Here is a 21,436-nt window from a genome sequence, read left to right as displayed (position 1 = left end):
GAGACCCCATAATGTCAGTTGGTATTGACGAAATTAGTTTCTATACATCTAATTATTTTTTAGACCTGAGAACTCTTGCAGACGTTCAAAAGATTGAGTCTGGGAAGTATTATCAAGGCATTTGGCAAGAAAAAATGTCAATGGCCGCTCCAGATGAAGATGTTGTGACTATGGCTGCAAATGCAGCCAATCCATTAATTGATCGTGTCGGTGCAGATACGATCGGTACCTTGTTGTTCGCTACAGAAACAGGGATCGATCAGTCTAAAGCTGCTGGCGTTTATGTTCATCGTTTATTAGGGCTAAATTCAAATTGTCGTGTCGTTGAATTAAAGCAGGCTTGCTACAGCGCAACCGCTGCGGTTCAGATGGCGTGCGCTTTAGTTGCTCGTCAGCCGAATAAAAAAGTACTGGTTATCGCGTCTGATGTTGCCCGTTATGACCTGGATACTTCAGGTGAAGCGACCCAAGGCTGTGGTGCTGTAGCCATGCTCATCTCAACGAACCCTCGGTTAGTTGAAATTGACCCTGAAGTTGGAAATTACACCGAAGATGTAATGGATTTTTGGCGTCCTAACTATCGTACTACAGCTATTGTGGATGGTAAGTACTCCACCAAGATTTATTTAAAATCGCTTAAAAAGGCTTGGGAAAATTTTGTTGAAGTGAGTTCGTTAGCATTTAATGACTTTTCTCACTTTTGTTATCACCTGCCTTTTAGTCGAATGGCTGAGAAGGCACATAAGCATTTAGCTAAAGTGAATAAAGCGGGCTTGTCACTAGATCAAATAGAGCAGCAGGTTGAAGATACGCTGCACTACAATCGAGTGATTGGTAACAGCTATACGGCATCAATGTATATTGGCCTAACCTCGCTGCTAGAAAACTGTAAGGAAAACCTTGCGGGCCACAAAGTTGGCTTTTTTAGTTATGGTTCAGGGTGCGTAGCTGAGTTTTTCTCGGGCACTGTTGTGTCAGGTTATGAACAATGTCTACATACATTGACACATAAAAGTATGTTGGACGCGCGTCGAGAAGTAACCTATGACGAGTATCTCACGCTCTATCATTATCCTGACCCCAGAGATGGTGGGCATCATGATATTTCTGAGTCCACGACAGGACGCTATCGTTTAGCTGCAATCAGTGGTCATAAACGAGAATATGTTATCTGCTAAAGCTCCTGGAAAATTGATACTGAGTGGTGAACATTCAGTTGTCTATGGGGCGCCTGCCATTGCGCTAGCTGTGAACCATTTTGTCACAGCTAGCTATACTCCTTCGGATTCCGATACGTTAGCTATTACTTCCACTGTGTTGGGGCAGGATAGACGTGCTTTTGAGCAACTAGCAACCTTAGTTGAGCGTATAGATCAGCGTTTTGAGCGTTTTTTGTCTGGCGAACTTGCGGTTCAAGATATTTTAACTACCCCCCATGATCTTCTTTATTATACGGCGTTACAGTCAAATAGATTACGTGCTGGAAACATAACCATAAATAGTGAGATACCTAGCGGTGCAGGTATGGGATCATCGGCTGCTGTCATAGCGAGTTTGCTTCAACTATTTGAACCCTCTTCCGCTATGCAAAAAGAGACTGCTGACCAGCAGATATTTTTCCAGAAAGTAAAATATTGTGAGCGTTTACAGCATGGTAGAGGTAGTGCTATAGATGCTGCTGCGGTGACTTATGGCGGGCTAATTAAAGTACAAGATCATCATGTAACGCCTTTATCTGTAGAGCTTGGAGAGGGATGGTATCATTTTCACTCGGGAGAGCCTTGTTGTTCAACGGGAGAAACAGTTGCGGAAGTACGGGAACGTTTTTCAAATCAGTCTCATCTTTGGGATCAATTTTCTGAAGTAACTCAAAGGGTTGAGATGAGTGTCAATCAACCTACAGAGATGCTTTCCGCAATTCGATTAAATCATCGTTTATTACAAGAAATTGGTGTTGTACCTTTATCGGTATCGCAGCTAATCGAGCGTATTGAAGCGCTAGGCGGCGCAGCTAAAATTTGTGGTGCAGGAGCTCATCGAGGTGAGGGGGCGGGGCAAGTGCTAGTGTATTTTCCTGAACAAAATACTGAGCTCTTAAGTGCACAGCTCGGCATTCAGTTAACACCTTTACAGCAACAATTAAGGGGCGCCCATCGTGCGTAAGATTCGTGCAAAAATACCCGGTAGCATTATGCTGATGGGTGAACATTCAGTGCTCTTTGGCGAGAGAGCATTGGCCTGTGCTGTAGATAAATATATTGTTGTTGAATTAACGCCTCTGTCAGAACCTGAAGTGGTAATTGATTCTGCTTTAGCGTATTACCGATCTGATTTAGCTCAGCTTACCGCTAATCCAAATTTAACTTTTGTGTTAGCTGCGATTGAATTGTTTGCGAGTCAGCTGCCAAATGGCTTCCGGTTAACTATTGAGTCAGAGTTTTCCCATAAGGTGGGATTGGGCTCTTCGGCGGCGGTAACAGCGGGTGTTGTAGCTGTTTTGTCCGCCTATGCTGAGCTTAAGGTAGATAATAAATCCTTATTTGAAAAAGCGTTAGCTGTCGTGCACAAAGTGCAAGATGGACGTGGTTCAGGTACAGATTTAGTTGCTAGCATATACGGCTCTATTGTCGCTTATAGTGTTAACCCTTGTTCAATTAAAAAGCTGCCCGCATGTCCTGCAATCTCTCTATTTTATGCAGGTTATAAGACAAAAACCCCAGATGTATTATGTAAAGTTGAGCAATTAAGTCGTGCTAATCCTGAGATATATCAACAGATTTATCAGCTAATGGGGCAAGTGACACTGAAAGCAGAACAAGCTGTTGTAGACCAAGATTGGCAGAACCTTGGCTGTCTGATGAACCATTATCAAGGCTTAATGGATGCGTTAGGCGTATCTGATCGCGTTATTTCAGATATGGTTTATCGATTACGATCCGGTACAGATGTGCAAGGCGTTAAAATATCAGGTTCTGGTTTAGGTGATTGCGTATTAGCTTTAGGGCAGGTGACAGATGTAACTATGCCTTATGAACAGATAGAGGTTGCAGTATCAGAACAAGGAGTGAGTCTTGAGTATCTCTAAAAAGGATGTGATCGCAAATTACCTGCCGAAAAGAACAGAGGCAGGGCTAAAAGCTGAGGCATTTGCGCCTAGTAATATTGCGTTATGCAAATATTGGGGGAAACGAGACGTAGAGCTTAATCTGCCTATTAATGGATCTTTGTCTATTTCGTTAGGTGAGCTGGGCAGTCATACATCAATAAATGAGTCTGACACAGGAGAGGATCAGGTTTATTTAAACGATGAGTTGCTTGAACCAGATAGTAAGTTTGCCAGTAAAGTGATTAGGTTTATTGAGCTGTTTCGGCGAGATCTAGATCAGCCTATTACTGTGAGGACTGTAAATAATATTCCTACAGCGGCAGGTTTGGCATCATCTGCATCGGGCTTTGCTGCTTTGACTTTAGCGGTAAATGACTTTTATCGTTTTGGGTTGAAGAAAGAACATCTATCAGCTTTTGCTCGCATGGGGAGTGGCAGTGCTTCTCGTTCCATTTACCAAGGTTTTGTTGAGTGGCATTTAGGTGTTCGAGCAGATGGTATGGATAGTTGTGCTGAGCCTTTAGCTGCACAATGGCCTGGATTTAGGATTGGTCTGTTAAAAGTTGCAACCGGCGAGAAAAAAATAGATTCCCGTTCAGGTATGCAGCGCACAGTTGAATCCGCACCACTTTATAACTCATGGCCGCAGCAAGCTGCCAATGATTTGAGGGTGATTAAAGAGGCTATTAATAATCGGGATCTAGAATTATTAGGTCAAACTGCGGAGCAGAATGCCTTATCTATGCATGCCACTATGATAGGTTCTTGGCCGCCCTTACTTTATTGGCAACCCGAGTCTGTTGCAGCAATGCATAGGTTATGGGAATTAAGAGCATCGGGTGTTCAGGTTTACTTAACTATGGATGCGGGTCCCAACTTAAAGTTGATTTTCCATAGTGAGTCTGAAACTCAAGTAAGAGATGTTTTTCCTGAGTTAATGGACGTAGATATTGTTGCGCCGTTTGGATAAGTTATCTGTGATCCCTGATGTCTAATCGAGATTTGTTAGCGTTGGAATCGACTACGGAATCGACAACAGGGTTTATATTAACGCGTCAACAACAGGATGGCCCTACAGGGATTGTGCTCACCTACTGGGTTCGCACAATAGATCAAGTTTTTCCTGTTACGATTCCCAATCAAGAGACGATTTTCTTTGTCTTAGATGAGCAGGTTGAAGAGGTCGAACGCATATTAATGCGTTTTTCAGGTTGGCGAATAGTTAAGCTTGAATTAACTGACCTTAATTATAAAGGGGTGCACGGCCTCTATTGCCGTAGCCTTAAAGTGATGCGGCAGATCGTGGATCTTTTGCGATTATCAGGCATTGTGATGATGGAGGAAGATATTCGCCTTACTGATCGTTTTTTAATGGAACGGTTCATTCAAGGTGGTGTCGCTATCACACAGCAGGCATCGCAATTTAAGCTTAAACCTGCAGAAGTATTTCCGCGTTTTCGAATTTTGTCTATCGACTTAGAAACGACTATGCGTGCGGATAAAATATTATCGGCGGCCTTTTATGCTGATGACTTCCGTTTAGTATTAATGCTCGGAGAGGGTGAAGATAAGCCAGAACTTCAATACTACAGCAGTGAAAAATCACTTCTACTCGCTTTTATTGATGTGGTTGAACAGTATGATCCAGATATTTTCATCGGATGGAATGTTGTAGGTTTTGATTTTAGAGTCCTTAAAAATCGAGCCAATGCATTACATGTCGCTTTACGTTTGGGGCGTGATAAACAACCAATACAGTTACATGAGTCAGGCCAGGGAAAGTTATTTGTCCGTATGGCGGGGCGGATGGTATTGGATGGTATAGATACGCTTAAAGGTGCGACCTACCAATTTGAAAGTTTCTCCTTAGAAAATGTTTCTCGCCAGATGTTGGATCGTGGCAAGTTGATTGACCATGTCGAGGTTCGAGGGGATGAAATTCAACGGCTTTTTCGTGATGATAAAGAAGCTTTAGCGCGCTATAACCTTGAAGATTGCAAGTTGGTTTGGGATATTTTTGAGAAAGCAGATCTGATCAATTATCTTATTGAACGGGCCCGTTTGACAGGGTTGTCTTTAGATAAAGTAGGAGGCTCAGCGGCCGCTTTTGATAACCAGTATTTACCCCATCTTCATCGCAAAGGCTATGTTGCGCCGGAATACGCATCGGGAGTTTCAGGGCTAAGTGCACCTGGTGGATATGTTATGGATTCCCGCCCAGGACTATACAGCCATGTACTTGTTCTGGATTTTAAAAGCCTATACCCGAGTATTATTCGTACGTTTAAAGTAGATCCCTATGGTTTAGCTGAAGGACTAAAAGAGGATAGCCCCCCAGAAGATCTATTACCCGGTTTCAATCATGCTATTTTTTCGCGTAGCAAGACGATTCTCCCTGAGTTAATTGAAACCTTGTGGGCCGCTAGAGATCAGGCTAAACGGTCGAAAAATGCCGCACTCTCTCAGGCAATAAAAATAATAATGAACTCGTTTTATGGCGTGCTCGGTTCAAATGTTTGCCGGTTTTATGATCAAAGGTTATCAAGTTCTATTACACTGAGAGGACATGAAATACTGACAAAAACTGCTGAGTGCATAGAGGATAACTTTGGTTTCAAAGTAATCTATGGCGACACAGACTCTGTCTTTGTGTGGTTAGGCGATGACTTTTCTACTGAAAATGCAGATAAAAAAGGTGAGTTGTTAGCTGAATTTTTAAACGGCTGGTGGCGAGAAAACTTACAGCAGCGCTTTCAGTTAGATACTCAATTGGAGCTAGAGTACGAGACACACTATAGCCGCTTTTTAATGCCGACCATAAGACACTCTGAAAAAGGTTCAAAGAAGCGTTATGCGGGATTAAAGCGTCTGTCTGACGGTTCTGAACGGATGGTTTTTAAAGGGTTGGAAAATGTACGAACAGATTGGACTCCGCTTGCTAGAGAGTTGCAAGAGAACTTGTATGAACGCGTATTTAAAGGGCAGGAGTGGAAGTCACTTTTAAAACATATAGTGGAGCAGCTGAAACAGGGAGAGGTTGATGCAAAGCTTGTGTATCGAAAACGGATCAGGCAGCGCCTAGATCAATATGTCAAAAATAAACCGCCCCACGTTCAAGCAGGCTTAAAAGCTGAGCGCGAATATGAACAGCTTGATCAGCCAAGTCCGTACCGTTCGGGCAGTTACATCGAATATGTAATAACGGTTAATGGCCCAGAACCAGTCGAGTTTGTGAGGTCTTCATTGGATTACCAGCACTACCTAGAGAAACAGATTCGGCCGGTAGCTGAGGCAATTATGCAGTTTTTAGGTGAGGATTTTGATGACTTAGTCGCACCGCAAATTAAACTGTTTTAATCTTTTTGCGGAAATAGGTAGCTTTCGCCCGTTTTTATGCGGTGACATCAAGCAGTGAACCTAATGGGCTTAGAGGGTCGGTGCGTAACTTTCCGGGTGCAGTGACTTCTAGCAGTTGCATCACTTGCTCGCCCGTTTTCTCAATTTGGTTATTAGCCATTTCTGCAGATTTTATCGTGTGGTTAGTGGGTACTGTATGCTCACTAGCGACTGCTGCACTGCTACTGATCTCATTTATTTCCATTTCTAACCTTTTGCCTTGATCGTGGGATTAGGTTGTCATTCCTCTGCGAAGTTTTTTCTTTCTGTTTAAAAAGAGGTAATAAAATTATCGGCTGAAAGTGTAGATACTTGAGCGTTTCTTTAGGTTGCACAGCATTTAAAAGACAAGAGCTCGATTCAACAGGTGACTTTTTGGGCAGAAAACACTATTTTGTAACTAAGCCTCAAGAATGATTTAAAAACCAGAATATACAGTTCATGCTTATCTGGATTTTTTAGGCTTTAAATTAACTTCATTTTGCTTTACTAAAAATTAAAAGGGTTAGGGATAATGAAACAGAAACAAAGCGTTACTCGCAAAGTTCTAATTGGATTAATTGCAGCATCAGGCATGTTGTCTGGTACTGCTTTTGCGGCGGGTAATATCGATGTGAAAGAGTCGGTAACACTTAATGCTAAACCGGCTGCAGTGTGGGCGTTAGTAGGTGATTATAATGGGCTGTATCGATGGCACCCAGCAATTGCTACGAGTGATCGTCAAGATAAAGTACGCGTATTAACTTTAGGGGATGGCGCTACAATAACAGAAATGTTGTTAGAGCAGGATAACGAGAACCACTCTTATCGTTATGCCATCACTAAATCTCCATTACCTGTTGCTGATTATGAAGCAGAAATTGCAGTACAGTCTAATGGCAAAGGTGGTTCTACTGTAACTTGGTCAACGAGTTTTAATGCAGCAGGGTTGCCAGATAAAGAGGCTGAAAAAGTTATTCAAGGTGTTTTTAAAGCCGGTTTGGGTAATTTAGAAAAGCTTTATAACTAGGTCGATTTTTTGATGTAAGCCATCTTTCGGGGTGGTTTTACATCGATTTGATCTGACTGAGAAAGAACATGTTTAGAAATCCTGCCTTACCTACCGTATGATCTGCCTTCTATGTCTATATTCTCCGCATCACTCTGAATAAATAGATATAGCTTTCCTATTTGAATTTGTTCCTTGTATTGCAATACTGGAATTAACGAACTAAATATGTTCTAGATTTTTCTAAAAAATGACGTTGATTATCTATGTCTAGTAAAAAATTAGGGCAGCAATCGTTGGGCTTAAGTCAGCAATTAAGTATTAAGCTGCAGCAAGATATCTTATACGGCGATGTTTGCCCTGGCCATAAACTGACTTCTCAGAGAGAACTTGCTTCTACTCATCAAGTTTCTAGATCTACAGTTCGAGAGGCAATACAAGATCTTGAGCTTAAAGGAATAGTGAAGACCTATCCAGGTGGAGGGTCAGTCTGTCTCAATTTACTTGAACCTCATTTAGATATGCCGTTGGGAGGATTAGGGCATAGCTTGGAGTTTCAATTACAAGTGATGGAGATGCGGGCTGCTTTGGAAGGAGAGGCTGCTTTTTATGCAGCTTTAAGAGCAACAGATGAGCAGCTAGAAAAAATAGAGCAGGAATACCAAATTGTACATGCGCGTTCGAGTGGCGTGACGACCTTAGCTAAGGCGAAAGCGGATCTTCGGTTCCATATGATGATCGCTGAAGCAAGCCACAATGTTTTAGTCATGTCCTTTAGCCAAATTTTTTATGATCGCTATTTTAATGCTATTTATGGCGTACTTGATCTCACACTGAAAAAATTTGGGCGATACCCTGATCGCATCGGTGCCCAGCATACACAGATCTATCAAGCTCTTATGAATAGAGATGCGCCGCTTGCAAAAAAAATAGCCATAGAGCATATCAACTACACACGTAGTCAGTTGGAAGGTGCTGGTTAATTTAGGTGTGTCTACTTTTCTCATTCCGTACTGTTTTATTAACCTATACTTATTCACATTATGCTTTTTTCAATCAATCTTAGCTTTCTTGACTTCTCTGGTCAGACCAGTTGGCGTATCTGTCTGTTTTTGCTTTAAAATAGGGTTTAGTGTGTCTTGCTAAGTTTTAATGGTGGCCTGTATTCGATGATAATTTATCCCGAAACGTTGGTCCGATTAGTGGATTAGCCAAGCATTGCCTGAAACTGCTTATTGGTTGATTCGTATAACAATAAAAAGAACGTCACCTTCATTGACAAGGGCGGGTAAATGTCTCAAGAAATTATTAATGCCGATGTTAAGGGCGCACAATCCAATACGATTAAATGCCTGAATATATCTGAAAAGAAAGTAGGTTTATTTGTCACCTGCTTAGTCAATACTATGCGACCATCGGTAGGCTTTGCTTCTCTAAAATTACTGGAGGAGGCTGGATGTACCGTTGAAGTACCGGAGCAGCAGTCATGTTGTGGACAGCCTGCTTTTAATTCGGGTGATGATGAGGGAACACGTCAGATAGCCTATCAGACGATTAAACAGTTTGAGAATTTTGATTATGTTGTTGTGCCTTCAGGCTCATGTGCTGCAATGATCAAAAAGAATTTTATTGAGGTTTTTAAAGATCAACCAGAATGGCTTGCACGAGCACAGCATTTGGCTGACATAACTCATGAGCTGCTTTCATTTTTAGTGGATGTTTGTGAATTTGAATCCAGCGGTATTGAGCTTGAAGGGTCGTACACCTACCACGATAGCTGCTCAGGTTATCGAGCGCTCCATGTTTATGAGCAGCCTCGCAAGATGTTGGCTAATGTTAAAGGGTTAGAGCATAACCCGCTGAATGGCCACTCTGAATGCTGTGGCTTTGGTGGAACATTTTGTGTGAAGTATTCCGATATCTCTAATGAGATTGTTGCAGAGAAAACTGAAAATATTCTAGCGACTGAAGCGGATTACTTGCTGGGCGGCGACATGGGGTGCTTAATGAATATGGCAGGTAAGCTTAATCGAGAAGGCCATAAAGAGATCAAAGCGCTACATACGGCGGAAGTGCTAGCAGGCTTGGCTCCACAGATTTTGGGAGATGAAAATGCAAGCAAATAAACCAGAAAACTTCTACCAGAACGTTAAAGATGCGCTAGCACAGCCGGATCTAAAAATGATTATTCGGCGCACGACCGATAAGGCAGAAGCAAAACGTGCAGAGGCGATTACTAACTTCCCCGGGTTTGAAAATGCCCGTAAACAGGGACAGAAAGTCAAAGACCATACAATTAAGTATATGGATCACTATTTGGCTGAGTTCGAGAAAAATGCGTTGGCGCAAGGGACAATTGTCCATTGGGCAAGCACAGGAGAAGAAGCGTCAAAGATCGTTTTAGATATTTGCCGTCAGCATGAAGCGAAGAAAGTGACCCGTAGTAAATCGATGCTAGGTGAAGAGATCGGTTTGTCCCATGCGTTAGACAACTCAGGGATAGAGCGAGTTGAAACAGATCTGGCTGAACATATTATTCAGTTGGCGGGTGATCCCCCTTCGCATATTGTCTGGCCTGCGATGCACCGTAGCCGAGAAGATGTGATTAAACTCTTCCGCGAATACCATAAAGACCCTACTTATTCTGAAGAGATTATTGATCTAGTGCGCAGCGCACGTCGAGATCTTCGTACCAAGTTTTTAACCGCCGACATTGGTATTAGTGGTTCAAACTTTCTGTTAGCGGATAGTGGCTCATCTTGTACCGTTACTAACGAAGGTAATGCGGAGCTAACAATTACGCCGCCTAAAGTACATATTGTAACGGCGGGTATTGAAAAGTTAGTACCATCAATGGCTCATGCGGTACCTTTGTTGCGCTTGCTGACCCGTTCGGCGACTGGGGGGGAAATTACCCAGTACATTACTTTTCATAACGGGCCTAAGCGCCAGAATGATGCGGATGGGCCTGAAGAGTGTCATATAGTTTTAGTCGATAATGGCCGTACCAAAATGTTGGCTGACGGTATGGAAGAGATGCTGCGTTGTATACGTTGTGGCGCTTGTATGAATCATTGCGTAGTTTATAAACATATTGGCGGTCATGCCTATGGCTCTGTTTACCCAGGTCCGATGGGGTCTGTGTTAACACCCCATTTAAATAGTCTGGAAGTGGCGAATAAACAGACCCATGCCTGTACCTTAAATGGACGTTGTGAAGAGGTCTGTCCGGTTAATATTCCTCTACCTAAATTACTGCGTTCACTGCGCGCCCAGTCATGGGATAAGAAGTACGAACCCTTAACAAACCGTTTTGTTGTCAAAGTTTTTGCTGCTTTAGCTAAAAGACCTAAGTTATTTCAATTGGTTTCCTCTTGTGGCGTGATCTTTATGAGGTTATGTAGTCGTCAGGGGTGGATTAAATCAATGCCATTAGCGGGTGGTTGGACGCGTAATCGTGATTTGATTGAGCCTGAATCAAAAACCTTTATGCAGCAATATAAAGCAATGAAAAAAGCCAAAAGTGATGGTGCGTAAATAATGAATAAACAAAAAAGTGAAATGAGTCGAGCTAATATCTTTAGTGCGATCAAAGCCGCAGCACCCACTACTTCAATGGATGTAAATACCATTCAGAATGAAGCGCTTGAAATTTTAGGTGAAAGTGAGTTTGCACGTCCTGCCCTATTAGCTGAAGATGCAGCTGAAGCATTGACGCTAAGAATTGAAGCGGGTCTAGTTATAGGCACCAGCTGCGAAAAGATTGCTTCCCTTGATCAGTTACCTGATTCTGTTAATCAGTTTTTAGCTAAATATGCTTTACCTGCGGAGCTTAAGGTTCAGGAGATAGAGCGATTAAAAGCACTAAATTGGCAGGGTATTACAACAGAAGTCGATATTAAAAACGATAATACTGTTGGGCTATGTTGGGCGGAGTATGGTATAGCGGAAACGGGTACGTTTGTCGTTCATTCTGGGCCGGATATGCCTATTCTTCTTAATTTTTTACCTTTGTATCTTCTTGCCGTTATCCCGAAATCGAAAATACTCCCTTATATGGATGACTATGCTCTAATTGCAGGTGAGATAGCTAGAAAGGGGGGAACGCCACGTAATATGTGTCTTATTTCTGGTGTGAGTGGGACTACGGATATTGAAGGTGTACTTATTCAAGGGGCGCACGGCCCTGAGGTTTTACATATCGTCATTATTGAAGACCAATAGGTATAAAAGTCTTAAGCACAGATAATTCTGTTTAAGCATTAAAAAAAAGAGAATCATGTTGATTCTCTTTTTTTTGCACGGGTACTTATAGTTAAGTAACGTGGGGACTATGTATTTGTATTATAAGTCGACAGCTTGAACGGTGTTTTTTGAGTGCGCGATACGAATGGTATGCACTGCAAATTATTACAATATAGCGAAATAAACCAATGGTTCTTTACTAGAATTTAGTATCCCACCCATAATAAATAACGTTGGATTCTGACACTATGCCTTATTTCGGAAAAAAGGTTTAGCCTCTAGCTGCTGCCATGTTAAGCATTACTTCATTCGCAACAGTCAGTGTGGCGGCGGGAAGCGGACCTGAGCCTGAGAACATTCTATTGTGATTTCAAAGATGGGAACACGGATCGAACATCCTAACGCAAGCCTTGCGTATTGACTCGCGGGTCCTCGCAACAGATATGATTACATTGGGTGCGTCAGCTTTTGCTAACGTGAAGCTTAATGATAGTGACGATGACCAAAGCATTGGCACCTTAACTAGTGTTAGTAATGGTTACGCCAAGCAGGGACAGATATAAGTTGACGTAGCCTTTACCGAAGATACCGCTTTGCGTTTAGGTCGCTGGGTGACCTCTAAAGCCCTACTTAATGATAACGGTGTAACGCCTTCCTTTTACAGAGGACTCCACTTTATTTAATTGTTACAACCCCACTCCTTATTAAGCTGTTAGCGCGACTTTAGATGTTCTTGCAGCCATTTTTTTGGCGTAATTCCAAAATGTTTTTTAAATACTTTGGCTAAAGAGGAAGAGTTTTCATAGCCTACTTCGTTAGCAATGAGGCTTACGGGTTTATTTTGTTGCAGTAAGCCTTTTGCCATAGCCATGCGTAAGCTGGTTACATAACCCATGGGTGCTTGCCCGACGGTTTCTTTAAACACTAAGGCAAACTTTGAGCGAGACATAGCGGCAGACTCCGCCATCTCTTCAAGACTCCACTCTCGTTCAGGTTGCTTTTGAATCGCCTCGATCAAACGGGCAAGTTGAGGGTGAGATTGTGCCGCAATAAGGCCTAACTCTACGGTCCCTTGTTCTACAACCTTGCGTAATGTTTGGACCATAAAAATATCGCACAGGCGATCTATCATTATTTTACGTCCTTGCTTTTCAGCAAAGCCTTCCATAAAAATTTTCTCGACTGTGTCAGTGGTTTCTTGTTCCTCTAGTTTATTAAAATAGAGAAATTTAGGGAGATGACTAATCAACTGTTTGTGTTGGGAGGAGGGCAGCTTGATCGCAGCACAAATCATCTGAGCATCTTCTGATTTAGCTATTTCGATTTGGTGGCTGATTCCATTAGGGAAAAAGATCACTGAACCTGCATGCATCTTAAGGCTATGTTCTTGTTCAGTCTTGAGCGTTAATGATCCCGATTGTACTAAATGTAGAAAGCCCGATTCTTCATTATCGTCAAAGCGTTGAATTCCGCATAAATTGCCACTAAAAAAAACTTCCGCATTGATCTCTAAGTTTTGCAGTAAGTGACTTAATTTATCCATGAACACCCCCTTTTGGACGATTGGCGCTTTTTTGCAGATGAATGGAGGCCTTTCCATTCTTAATTGTCCGTAATCTATACCTCAACAACGGGACAGATTTCTTTTGTCTAGTTTGTTTATTTAACCATTAAATGAGGAAAAAGGTATGACATTTTCAAAAACACTAAAGCTAGCAACAGCAGCAGGCGCGCTTCTACTAAGCAGCATGAGTTTTGCAGCTTCTGTGAATATTGGCACAAACGATGTAGCGATTCACGGTTACGATCCTGTTGCATATTTCACAAAAGATAAAGCTGTGGAAGGCTCCGCTAAATATACGGCTACACATGATGGCGCAATTTATCGTTTCGCAAGTGCTAAAAATCGCGACCTGTTTAATGCCGATGCTGATCGATATGCACCACAGTTTGGTGGTTATTGTGCAATGGGTGTTGCGCTTAATAAAAAGTTAGATGTGGATCCTCAGGCGTTCTACATTCAGGAAGGTAAGCTTTATCTTAATTTGAATAAAGATGTACAGAAAAAATGGTTAACAGATGTACCGGGCCATGTGAAATCGGCTGATCGTATTTGGGCGGGTATTGAAGATCTTTCAGTGGCTGTCACAAACGCAGAAGATTAATTCCTGATGTCTAAGTCTGAATTGACATTTTCAGCGACTGGGCACGACTACTCTGAACCTTTAGCGTTGATCTGTTTCAGCGCTAATTGGTGCGGACCTTGTCAGCAAATGGTGCCCATTATGAAAAAGCTTGCTGAAAAATATGCAGGTCAACTTCGCGTATTGAAAGTCGATGTTGATCAACAGCCGGAACTCTCAAATAAGTTCAATATTCGTGCGGTTCCAACCTTAGTTTTTCTAAGTAAAGACGCAGAGCTGGATCGGCAGATGGGGTCTATAGCCTATCAACAGATTAGCCATATGGCCGAGCAGCATCTAGCTAACTTTAAATAAAGTGGAGAAAAGTTATGGACAGTAAACAACGTATAGCCACTGCAGCGCTAGCCATAGCGCTGGCATCAGTAGCAACCCTTCCTGCAGCTAATGCCGCAGGTAAAGAAAAGTGTTACGGCGTGGCATTAGCCGGCCAAAATGATTGTGGCAATCTGGCTGGGACGCACTCGTGTGCAGGTCAAGCAAAGGTAGATAACGATCCTGGTGAATGGAAGCTCGTAGCAAAAGGTACCTGTGAAGATATGGGTGGCATGTTAAAGGCTGAAGCGAAAGAGCGCTATCAAGCGCAGAAATAGCTGTTCGGTTACTGCAAAGTAAAACACTAGGAGAAAGAAGATGTCCTGTTTAAATACAGCTCATACTAGAGGTGAGACTCTTTCATCAATGGTTGGGGTCGGGCTGCGCCACCCTCATTATAAGGAAGCCCTGCTTGGGTCATCTTCCATTGATTTTGTCGAGGTGCATGCCGAGAACTTCTTTGCTGAAGGTGGGATTGTACCTGCGATTTTAGATGATATCGCGCAGCAATATCCCATTAGCTTACATTCAACCTCCATGGGGCTAGGCTCGGCTGTAGGTATAAACAGAGATTATCTGCAGCGTTTAAAGCGCTTATCACAGAAAGTTACCCCGATATTGATCTCTGATCATGCCTGCTTCACTTGGAGTAACCTTAATGGAAATGCTGTACATGCGGGAGATCTTCTGCCTCTAGAGTTTAGCCAGCAAAACCTGCAAGTTATGACTGAAAATGTAGATAAAGTTCAGCAAGTGTTAGGGCGTAAAATTCTAGTTGAAAACTTATCTTCTTATGTTGAATTTCGGTTTTCAAATATGAGCGAAACAGAGTTTTTAACTGAACTTGTAAATCGCACAGGATGTGGATTGCTGGTGGATCTGAATAACTTAATTGTGAACGCGCATAATTTTAGTGATGAGAGTTCACTCCAAACTGCGTCACAGTGGTTGCAGCAATTACCTACTGGTGCAGTGGGAGAGATTCATTTAGCAGGTTATACACCGGTTGCTGAGAATGAACTGATTATTGATGATCATAGTCAGCCTGTTTCTGATGAGTGCTGGTCGCTATACCGCACGGCACTAAAGCAGTTTGGGGCGGTAACAACGTTGATTGAATGGGATAATAACTTGCCAAGTTGGCCTGTTTTATTAGATCAGGCGACCAAGGCGCGCTCTATTATGAGTGGGATAACCATTATGAAAAACGTACCGATGAGTGAAGAGGGCTTTTTAAATGCAATCTGAACTCGATATTTTATGTCGCCGCCAAGAAGCTTTAATAGCCCTAATCTTTTCCGAACAATCAATGCTCGAAAATAAAGAAGAGGATCAGATGAGCAAAGGCTTAAAAATCTACCAGAACAACTTATTGATGACCGCAGTTCGAGCCTTATCATTAAAATACCCCGTAATTGATAAAATGATTGGGCGTGAGGCATTAAGCGGTTTAACGCGGAAATTACTGCATATAGAGCTTCCAGCTTCAGGTGATTGGGCTGATTGGGGTGAGCAGCTTTCATCACTAATTATGACAACTGAATTGTATGATCAGCACCCTTATTTAGCAGAAATTGCATCATTTGAGTGGTTCTTACATGAAACCGCTCGAGGCGTAGGGACCGAACTCAATGTTAATTCACTGGCTCGCTTATCCGAGCAGAATTTGAAGAGTGTATTTATTCAACTATCCAAAACGTTGAAGGTTCTGAGTTTTCACTATCCAGTGGATGAAATTTGGATGTTGCATCAATTAGATGAAAACCAAATTGACACTAATGAATTAGCCGTGCTTTTAAAGGAACCTATAGAACTGCATCGTATTGTTATTTATCAGCGCGAAGCTGTGCCTTGCGTAGAGCGATTAACCGAACAAGAACAGGCTTGGTTAATAGACGTGTTGGCAGGTTTGAGTTTAGACCAGTTATTGGAAAAATATGTAACCTTTGATCTATCAGGTTGGTTAAGTGTTGCAATTGAAGAACAGTGGTTAGAAGGCTTACGTTGAAACAGATCTCGTCCGTTTCCATTGTGAATTTGATTTTTTAAAAGATTTTAAGAGTGATTATTATCATGAGTAAATTTTATCAAGGCTATCTTACAAAGGTAGATAAGATTGTTACCGCCCATAGCTGGGTTGCTCTATTAGCAAGATTATATATAGCAAAGATTTTCTTTTTAGCTGGGCTTACAAAGGTACAAGATTGGGATACAACGTTGTTTCTCTTTGAAGAGGAGTACCAAGTGCCGTTGATACCATTTGAACTTGCCGCTTATTTAGGCACGGTTGGTGAACTAGTTTTACCTGTGCTGTTGGTATTAGGCTTTTTTACACGGTTTACGGCGTTAGGCTTGTTTATTGTCAACTATGTGGCTGTCATTAGTTTGGTCGAAATAGCACCTGCAGCACTATATCTTCACTATATATGGGGTATTTTACTGGTTCAGCTTATTGTTTATGGTGCCGGTGTGGCGAGTATCGATGGATTTATGTTACGTGTTGCTGAAGTGAAGCAAAGAAAGGTACTTTCATACAGTACATAGGAAATAATTAAGGCGACATAGATATAGGGCAAGTTGTTAAATAATACGAATAAGTTTGGGTTTTTCGTGAATAAACTTAAATGCAATGCCTTGTCGAGTGTTTCTTAAGTGCGTTATAGCTACCTGCTCTGCAATAGAATATAATGGCGCGCCGCAGCGTACTTGGTTTGTATGATATGCGAGTTTAACCATTATTCTATGTGGCCTTCCGTATGGGTCACCACTGAAACTAAGGAAATAACATGCCTGTAATTACCCTACCTGACGGTAGCAAACGTGAGTTTGCTAATCCGGTTACTGTTTTCGAAGTTGCTGCTGATATTGGTGCAGGTTTAGCGAAAGCTGCCCTTGCTGGTAAAGTGAATGGTCAGCCAGTTGATACTTCTTTTACCATTGCAGATGATGCAGACCTCGCGATTATAACTTCCCGTGATGAAGAAGGTTTAGAAGTGATTCGTCACTCTTGCGCGCATCTGATGGCAATGGCAGTTCAAGCACTTTTTCCAGGTGTTCAGGTAACCATCGGGCCTGTTATTGAAGATGGTTTCTATTACGACTTTGCTTACGAACGCCCGTTTACGCCAGAAGATCTAGAAAAAATCGAAAAGAAAATGGCTGAACTAACAAAGCAGAATCTACCGGTTACCCGTTCAATTATGAGTCGTGATGAAGCGACTAAAATGTTTGATGAGATGGGTGAGAAGTACAAAGTAGAGCTGCTACAGGCTGTTCCGGATGCTGAAGATCTTTCATTCTACTCTCAAGGTGATTTTATTGATCTTTGTCGTGGCCCACACGTGCCATCTACGGGTCATATTAAAGCATTCAAATTGATGAAGGTTGCCGGTGCATACTGGCGTGGCGACTCCAATAATGAAATGCTACAGCGCATTTACGGTACTGCTTGGGGTGATAAAAAAGCACTTAAAGCGTACTTGCACCGCTTAGAAGAAGCTGAAAAACGTGATCACCGTAAGCTGGGTAAACAGCTTAATATGTTCCATCTGCAAGAAGAAGCACCGGGCATGGTGTTTTGGCATCCAAATGGTTGGACGCTTTATCAGCAGATCGAACAGTACATGCGTACTAAGCAGCGCCAGCATGGTTATAACGAGATTAAAACACCACAAGTGGTTGAACGCTCCTTGTGGGAGAAATCAGGTCACTGGGATAAGTTCTCAGAAGAGATGTTTACAACACACTCTGAAAACCACGATTTTGCAATTAAGCCAATGAACTGCCCTTGTCATGTTCAAGTGTTTAACCAAGGGTTGCGCTCGTACCGAGATCTGCCTTTACGTTTGGCTGAGTTTGGCTGTTGTCACCGTAATGAGCCATCAGGTGCCTTACACGGTATTATGCGTGTGCGCGGCTTTGTGCAAGATGATGCGCATATTTTTTGTGCTGAAGACTCGATTCAAGAAGAAGTTGCACGCTTTATCGAATTTCTTGATGAAGTATATGATGATTTTGGTTTTACCGAAGTTATATACAAACTGTCTACACGCCCAGAACAGCGTGTAGGTTCAGATGAAGTTTGGGATAAAGCCGAGAAGGCTCTGGCGGATGCATTAGATGCTGCTGGCCTTGAATGGGGTGAACTTCCAGGCGAAGGCGCCTTTTATGGCCCTAAAATTGAATTTTCTTTGAAAGATTGTCTTGGTCGTGTTTGGCAGTGTGGTACTATTCAAGTAGATTTCTCAATGCCCGGTCGTTTAGGTGCTCAATTTGTAAATGAGCAGGGCGAACGTGAGACTCCAGTCATGCTCCATCGAGCAATTTTGGGCTCTTTTGAAAGATTTATTGGTATTCTGATCGAGAACTTTGCCGGTGCATTACCGACATGGTTATCGCCTGTACAGGCTGTTGTGATGAATATTACGGACAAACAAGCAGAATATTGTGAAAAAGTTGTCCAAAATCTTGAAAATAACGGATTCAGGGCCGAGTCGGACTTGAGAAATGAGAAGATCGGCTTTAAAATTCGCGAGCGTACTTTACAGAAGGTTCCTTACCTTCTTGTAATAGGCGATAAAGAAGTTGAGGCAGGTACCGTTGCGGTACGTACGAGAACAGGTGTAGACCTTGGTTCCATGTCTCAAGATGAATTTATAAACCTTCTTGGTAGCGATGTCGCCAAGAAAGGTCGTCAGGAATAATTAGACTAAATAATGGTCAGGAGATACAGCTATCAGGCGTGATAATAAAAGGGGCGCTCGCAGAGAGGAGCCCATGATCAATGAGAACCTGCTTAAAGTAACTAAAGAATGCAGGTTGATTGGTCCAGACGGAACGCAGATAGGCGTCGTACCGATTAAAGACGCTATTGAGGCATCTCAAGAAGCGGGTCTTGATCTGGTGAAGATTTCTGAAGCGGATCCTATCGTCTGTAAGGTGATGGATTATGGCAAACATTTATATGAGCTGAAAAAGCAAAAAAATGAAGCCAAGAAGAAACAGCACCAGGTTCAGATTAAAGAAGTAAAATTCCGTCCAAATACGGAAGAGGGTGATTATCAGGTAAAACTACGCAACCTGATACGTTTCCTTGAAGCAGGAGATAAAGCCAAGATAACACTACGTTATCGTGGCCGTGAGATGGCTCATCAGGAACTGGGCATGCAGTTGCTCCAACGAATCGAAAAAGATTTGGAAGAGACAACCGTAGTTGAACAGCGTCCTAAGATGGAAGGCCGTCAATTGGTCATGGTCTTAGCTCCGAAGAAGAAAAAGTAACTCGTTACTTACCTTAACCCGTGACTAACTCGTTAAAAAGTTAGCTGCGGGTTTTGTCGTTTGTTCTGAGTGAAAAAAAATTAACGAATGCGTGGAGATTTTAGTAATGCCTAAAATGAAATCTAATAGTGGTGCGGCTAAGCGTTTTAAGAAAACCGCTAACGGCTTCAAGCACAAGCAATCCTTCACTAGTCATATTCTGACTAAAAAATCGACTAAGCGTAAGCGTCAGCTACGCCCGATGATGCAGATTCATGCTGCTGATAAGGCTCTAGTTCGTCGTATGTTGCCTTATATTTAAACGATTTTTTTAGTTAATAGAATTTAGAAAGGAAGGAAAGTTATGGCTCGCGTTAAACGTGGTGTTGTTGCCCGTCGTCGTCACAAAAAAATCCTGAAAAAAGCAAAAGGTTATTACGGTGCTCGTAGCCGTGTATTCCGCGTTGCTAAACAGGCTGTTATTAAAGCTGGTCAGTATGCATACCGTGACCGTCGCCAGAGAAAACGTCAATTCCGCGCATTGTGGATTGCACGTATCAACGCTGGTGCACGTATCAATGGTTTGTCTTACAGCCGTTTCATTGCTGGTCTTAAAAAGGCTAACATTGAAATCGACCGTAAGGTTCTAGCTGATCTAGCTGTTCACGAAGCTGGCGCATTTGCTGCGATCGTTGAGAAAGCGAAAGCTTCTCTAGCGTAAGTAAGCACCCAGTGTCGTGTGAACGACTCGATTGAAATAGGGGAAGGGTGCAAGCTCTTCCCCTATTTTTTCGGTTTTTTTGCACAGATTTATTGATGAAATTTGCGCAAAGAAACTGATTTTATGTAGGGACCTACTTTTCTCATATAGATAAAGGTTATGGTCTTTTTCTCCTGATTATTGGAGCCGGATAATGGAAAACATTCAAAGCCTGTTGGCAGCAGGTACTGAAGCTGTTGCTAAGGCAACGACTACGCAAGCGTTGGACGATGTACGAGTTCAGTACTTGGGTAAAAAAGGTGAGCTGACAGCCCTGCTAAAAGGGTTGGGTAAGCTGTCTGCTGAAGAGCGTCCACAGGCGGGTGCCAAAATCAATGAAGCTAAACAGGCACTGCAAGATAAGATTAACGAGCGTAAAGCCTCGTTAGAATCTGCGGCATTGGAAGCTAAACTGGCAGACGAGACAATTGATGTTACTTTGCCCGGTCGTGGTCAGGAACTTGGTGGTTTACACCCTGTAACTAAAACAATGGAACGTATAGAAGCGTTCTTTGCTGGCATTGGTTACAGCGTTGAAGAGGGGCCTGAGATTGAAGATGATTATCACAATTTCGAAGCTCTAAATATACCGTCGCACCATCCTGCGCGGGCGATGCATGATACGTTCTATTTTAATGCCAATACCTTATTGCGTACACATACTTCAGGTGTGCAAGTACGTACTATGGAAACACAGCAGCCACCTCTACGTATTATCTGTCCCGGCCGAGTTTATCGCTGTGATTACGACCAAACTCATTCACCGATGTTCCATCAGGTTGAAGGTTTGATTGTAGATAAAAATATTAGTTTTGCTGATTTGAAAGGCACGTTAGAGCAGTTCCTTCGTGAGTTTTTTGAAGAAGATGTACGTGTACGTTTCCGTCCATCTTATTTCCCATTTACAGAACCATCTATCGAAGTGGATATTGATCGTGGTGATGGCAAATGGTTAGAAGTTCTTGGTTGCGGCATGGTGCATCCAAAAGTATTTGAAGCATCGGGTATCGACCCTGAAGAGTACACTGGCTTTGCTTTCGGCATGGGTGTGGAACGTTTGGCAATGCTACGTTATGGCGTAAATGACCTGCGCTTGTTCTTTGAAAACGACCTGCGTTTCTTAGGTCAGTTTAACTGATCAATAAACGTTTAGTGGTTATTAACAG

Annotated in this window: 23 protein-coding genes; 21 read left to right on the top strand and 2 right to left on the bottom strand. The window is 42.4% G+C overall.

Translation table 11 applies throughout. The features are described 5' to 3' along the window. Positions 1 to 11: 11 nt before the first annotated feature. Genes ACOQOE_RS13915 through ACOQOE_RS13895 form a run of 5 tightly spaced genes read left to right on the top strand, consistent with a single transcriptional unit; the run spans position 12 to position 6,463 of the window. Positions 12 to 1,178: a hydroxymethylglutaryl-CoA synthase gene (locus ACOQOE_RS13915; protein ID WP_067866353.1), complete on the top strand. Its 1,167-nt coding sequence runs from the start codon at positions 12 to 14 to the stop codon at positions 1,176 to 1,178. Further along, positions 1,165 to 2,163, top strand: a complete 999-nt coding sequence (locus ACOQOE_RS13910; protein WP_420554293.1) for a mevalonate kinase — start codon at positions 1,165 to 1,167, stop codon at positions 2,161 to 2,163. The genes ACOQOE_RS13915 and ACOQOE_RS13910 overlap by 14 nt, the downstream gene beginning before the upstream one ends. Beyond that, the gene (gene mvk, locus ACOQOE_RS13905; RefSeq protein ID WP_231867964.1) at positions 2,156 to 3,085 is read left to right on the top strand and encodes a mevalonate kinase; all 930 of its coding nucleotides are present in this window, start codon (positions 2,156 to 2,158) and stop codon (positions 3,083 to 3,085) included. The genes ACOQOE_RS13910 and mvk overlap by 8 nt, the downstream gene beginning before the upstream one ends. Then, positions 3,072 to 4,076, top strand: a complete 1,005-nt coding sequence (gene mvaD, locus ACOQOE_RS13900) for a diphosphomevalonate decarboxylase (RefSeq protein WP_420554292.1) — start codon at positions 3,072 to 3,074, stop codon at positions 4,074 to 4,076. Before mvk ends, mvaD begins: the two co-directional genes overlap by 14 nt. Before the next feature lie 17 nt (positions 4,077 to 4,093). Continuing rightward, the gene (locus tag ACOQOE_RS13895) at positions 4,094 to 6,463 is read left to right on the top strand and encodes a DNA polymerase II (RefSeq protein WP_420554291.1); all 2,370 of its coding nucleotides are present in this window, start codon (positions 4,094 to 4,096) and stop codon (positions 6,461 to 6,463) included. A gap of 34 nt (positions 6,464 to 6,497) precedes the next feature. On the opposite strand, the gene ACOQOE_RS13890 is transcribed toward ACOQOE_RS13895, so the two are convergent. Then, a complete protein-coding gene (locus ACOQOE_RS13890; RefSeq protein ID WP_420554290.1) occupies positions 6,498 to 6,707 on the bottom strand; it encodes a hypothetical protein in 210 nt (69 codons plus the stop codon). Positions 6,708 to 7,016: 309 nt separating this feature from the next. Here ACOQOE_RS13890 and ACOQOE_RS13885 point away from each other — a divergent pair, with 309 nt between their 5' ends. The 5 genes from ACOQOE_RS13885 (at position 7,017) to ACOQOE_RS13865 (ending at position 11,714) form a co-directional block, all read left to right on the top strand. Next, a complete protein-coding gene (locus ACOQOE_RS13885; RefSeq protein WP_420554289.1) occupies positions 7,017 to 7,511 on the top strand; it encodes an SRPBCC family protein in 495 nt (164 codons plus the stop codon). 245 nt (positions 7,512 to 7,756) lie between these two features. Continuing rightward, positions 7,757 to 8,473 (top strand): FadR/GntR family transcriptional regulator, encoded by a 717-nt coding sequence (locus tag ACOQOE_RS13880; RefSeq protein WP_420554288.1) that lies wholly within the window; start codon positions 7,757 to 7,759, stop codon positions 8,471 to 8,473. A gap of 309 nt (positions 8,474 to 8,782) precedes the next feature. Further along, positions 8,783 to 9,616: a (Fe-S)-binding protein gene (locus ACOQOE_RS13875; protein WP_420554287.1), complete on the top strand. Its 834-nt coding sequence runs from the start codon at positions 8,783 to 8,785 to the stop codon at positions 9,614 to 9,616. Continuing rightward, on the top strand, positions 9,603 to 11,027 hold the full coding sequence (locus ACOQOE_RS13870) for a lactate utilization protein B (protein WP_420554286.1): 1,425 nt from the start codon (positions 9,603 to 9,605) through the stop codon (positions 11,025 to 11,027). The genes ACOQOE_RS13875 and ACOQOE_RS13870 overlap by 14 nt, the downstream gene beginning before the upstream one ends. A 3-nt stretch (positions 11,028 to 11,030) precedes the next feature. Next, positions 11,031 to 11,714: a LutC/YkgG family protein gene (locus tag ACOQOE_RS13865; RefSeq protein WP_067866336.1), complete on the top strand. Its 684-nt coding sequence runs from the start codon at positions 11,031 to 11,033 to the stop codon at positions 11,712 to 11,714. A gap of 733 nt (positions 11,715 to 12,447) precedes the next feature. On the opposite strand, the gene ACOQOE_RS13860 is transcribed toward ACOQOE_RS13865, so the two are convergent. Beyond that, positions 12,448 to 13,278, bottom strand: coding sequence for a cupin domain-containing protein (locus tag ACOQOE_RS13860; RefSeq protein WP_420554285.1), 831 nt, complete (start codon positions 13,276 to 13,278; stop codon positions 12,448 to 12,450). Between the two features lie 145 nt (positions 13,279 to 13,423). Here ACOQOE_RS13860 and ACOQOE_RS13855 point away from each other — a divergent pair, with 145 nt between their 5' ends. The 11 genes from ACOQOE_RS13855 (at position 13,424) to pheS (ending at position 21,408) form a co-directional block, all read left to right on the top strand. Continuing rightward, on the top strand, positions 13,424 to 13,900 hold the full coding sequence (locus tag ACOQOE_RS13855) for a YHS domain-containing (seleno)protein (protein ID WP_420554284.1): 477 nt from the start codon (positions 13,424 to 13,426) through the stop codon (positions 13,898 to 13,900). 6 nt (positions 13,901 to 13,906) lie between these two features. After that, on the top strand, positions 13,907 to 14,233 hold the full coding sequence (locus ACOQOE_RS13850; protein WP_067866330.1) for a thioredoxin family protein: 327 nt from the start codon (positions 13,907 to 13,909) through the stop codon (positions 14,231 to 14,233). Between the two features lie 14 nt (positions 14,234 to 14,247). Next, positions 14,248 to 14,529: a DUF2282 domain-containing protein gene (locus ACOQOE_RS13845; protein ID WP_067982153.1), complete on the top strand. Its 282-nt coding sequence runs from the start codon at positions 14,248 to 14,250 to the stop codon at positions 14,527 to 14,529. Between the two features lie 40 nt (positions 14,530 to 14,569). Next, positions 14,570 to 15,499, top strand: a complete 930-nt coding sequence (locus ACOQOE_RS13840; protein WP_197468041.1) for a DUF692 domain-containing protein — start codon at positions 14,570 to 14,572, stop codon at positions 15,497 to 15,499. Then, positions 15,489 to 16,259, top strand: a complete 771-nt coding sequence (locus ACOQOE_RS13835; protein ID WP_067866323.1) for a putative DNA-binding domain-containing protein — start codon at positions 15,489 to 15,491, stop codon at positions 16,257 to 16,259. Before ACOQOE_RS13840 ends, ACOQOE_RS13835 begins: the two co-directional genes overlap by 11 nt. Positions 16,260 to 16,324: 65 nt before the next feature. Continuing rightward, complete coding sequence (locus ACOQOE_RS13830) at positions 16,325 to 16,795, top strand: DoxX family protein (RefSeq protein ID WP_067866320.1); 471 nt, start codon at positions 16,325 to 16,327, stop codon at positions 16,793 to 16,795. Positions 16,796 to 17,037: 242 nt separating this feature from the next. Then, complete coding sequence (gene thrS / locus ACOQOE_RS13825) at positions 17,038 to 18,954, top strand: threonine--tRNA ligase (protein ID WP_067866318.1); 1,917 nt, start codon at positions 17,038 to 17,040, stop codon at positions 18,952 to 18,954. Between the two features lie 73 nt (positions 18,955 to 19,027). Then, a complete protein-coding gene (gene infC, locus ACOQOE_RS13820; protein WP_067866316.1) occupies positions 19,028 to 19,531 on the top strand; it encodes a translation initiation factor IF-3 in 504 nt (167 codons plus the stop codon). A 106-nt stretch (positions 19,532 to 19,637) separates the two neighbouring features. Further along, on the top strand, positions 19,638 to 19,832 hold the full coding sequence (gene rpmI, locus ACOQOE_RS13815; protein WP_067866314.1) for a 50S ribosomal protein L35: 195 nt from the start codon (positions 19,638 to 19,640) through the stop codon (positions 19,830 to 19,832). Between the two features lie 42 nt (positions 19,833 to 19,874). Continuing rightward, positions 19,875 to 20,231 carry a 50S ribosomal protein L20 gene (gene rplT / locus ACOQOE_RS13810; protein ID WP_067866312.1) on the top strand — a complete coding sequence of 119 codons (357 nt, stop codon included), beginning with the start codon at positions 19,875 to 19,877 and terminating at the stop codon, positions 20,229 to 20,231. A 193-nt stretch (positions 20,232 to 20,424) separates the two neighbouring features. Beyond that, positions 20,425 to 21,408, top strand: a complete 984-nt coding sequence (pheS, locus tag ACOQOE_RS13805) for a phenylalanine--tRNA ligase subunit alpha (protein WP_067866310.1) — start codon at positions 20,425 to 20,427, stop codon at positions 21,406 to 21,408. Positions 21,409 to 21,436: the final 28 nt, after the last annotated feature.

The sequence above is a fragment of the Neptuniibacter marinus genome (genome assembly GCF_965223595.1).
GTDB classification, from domain to species: Bacteria; Pseudomonadota; Gammaproteobacteria; order Pseudomonadales; family Balneatricaceae; genus Neptuniibacter; species Neptuniibacter marinus.
This window is presented reverse-complemented; position numbering and strand designations above follow the sequence as displayed.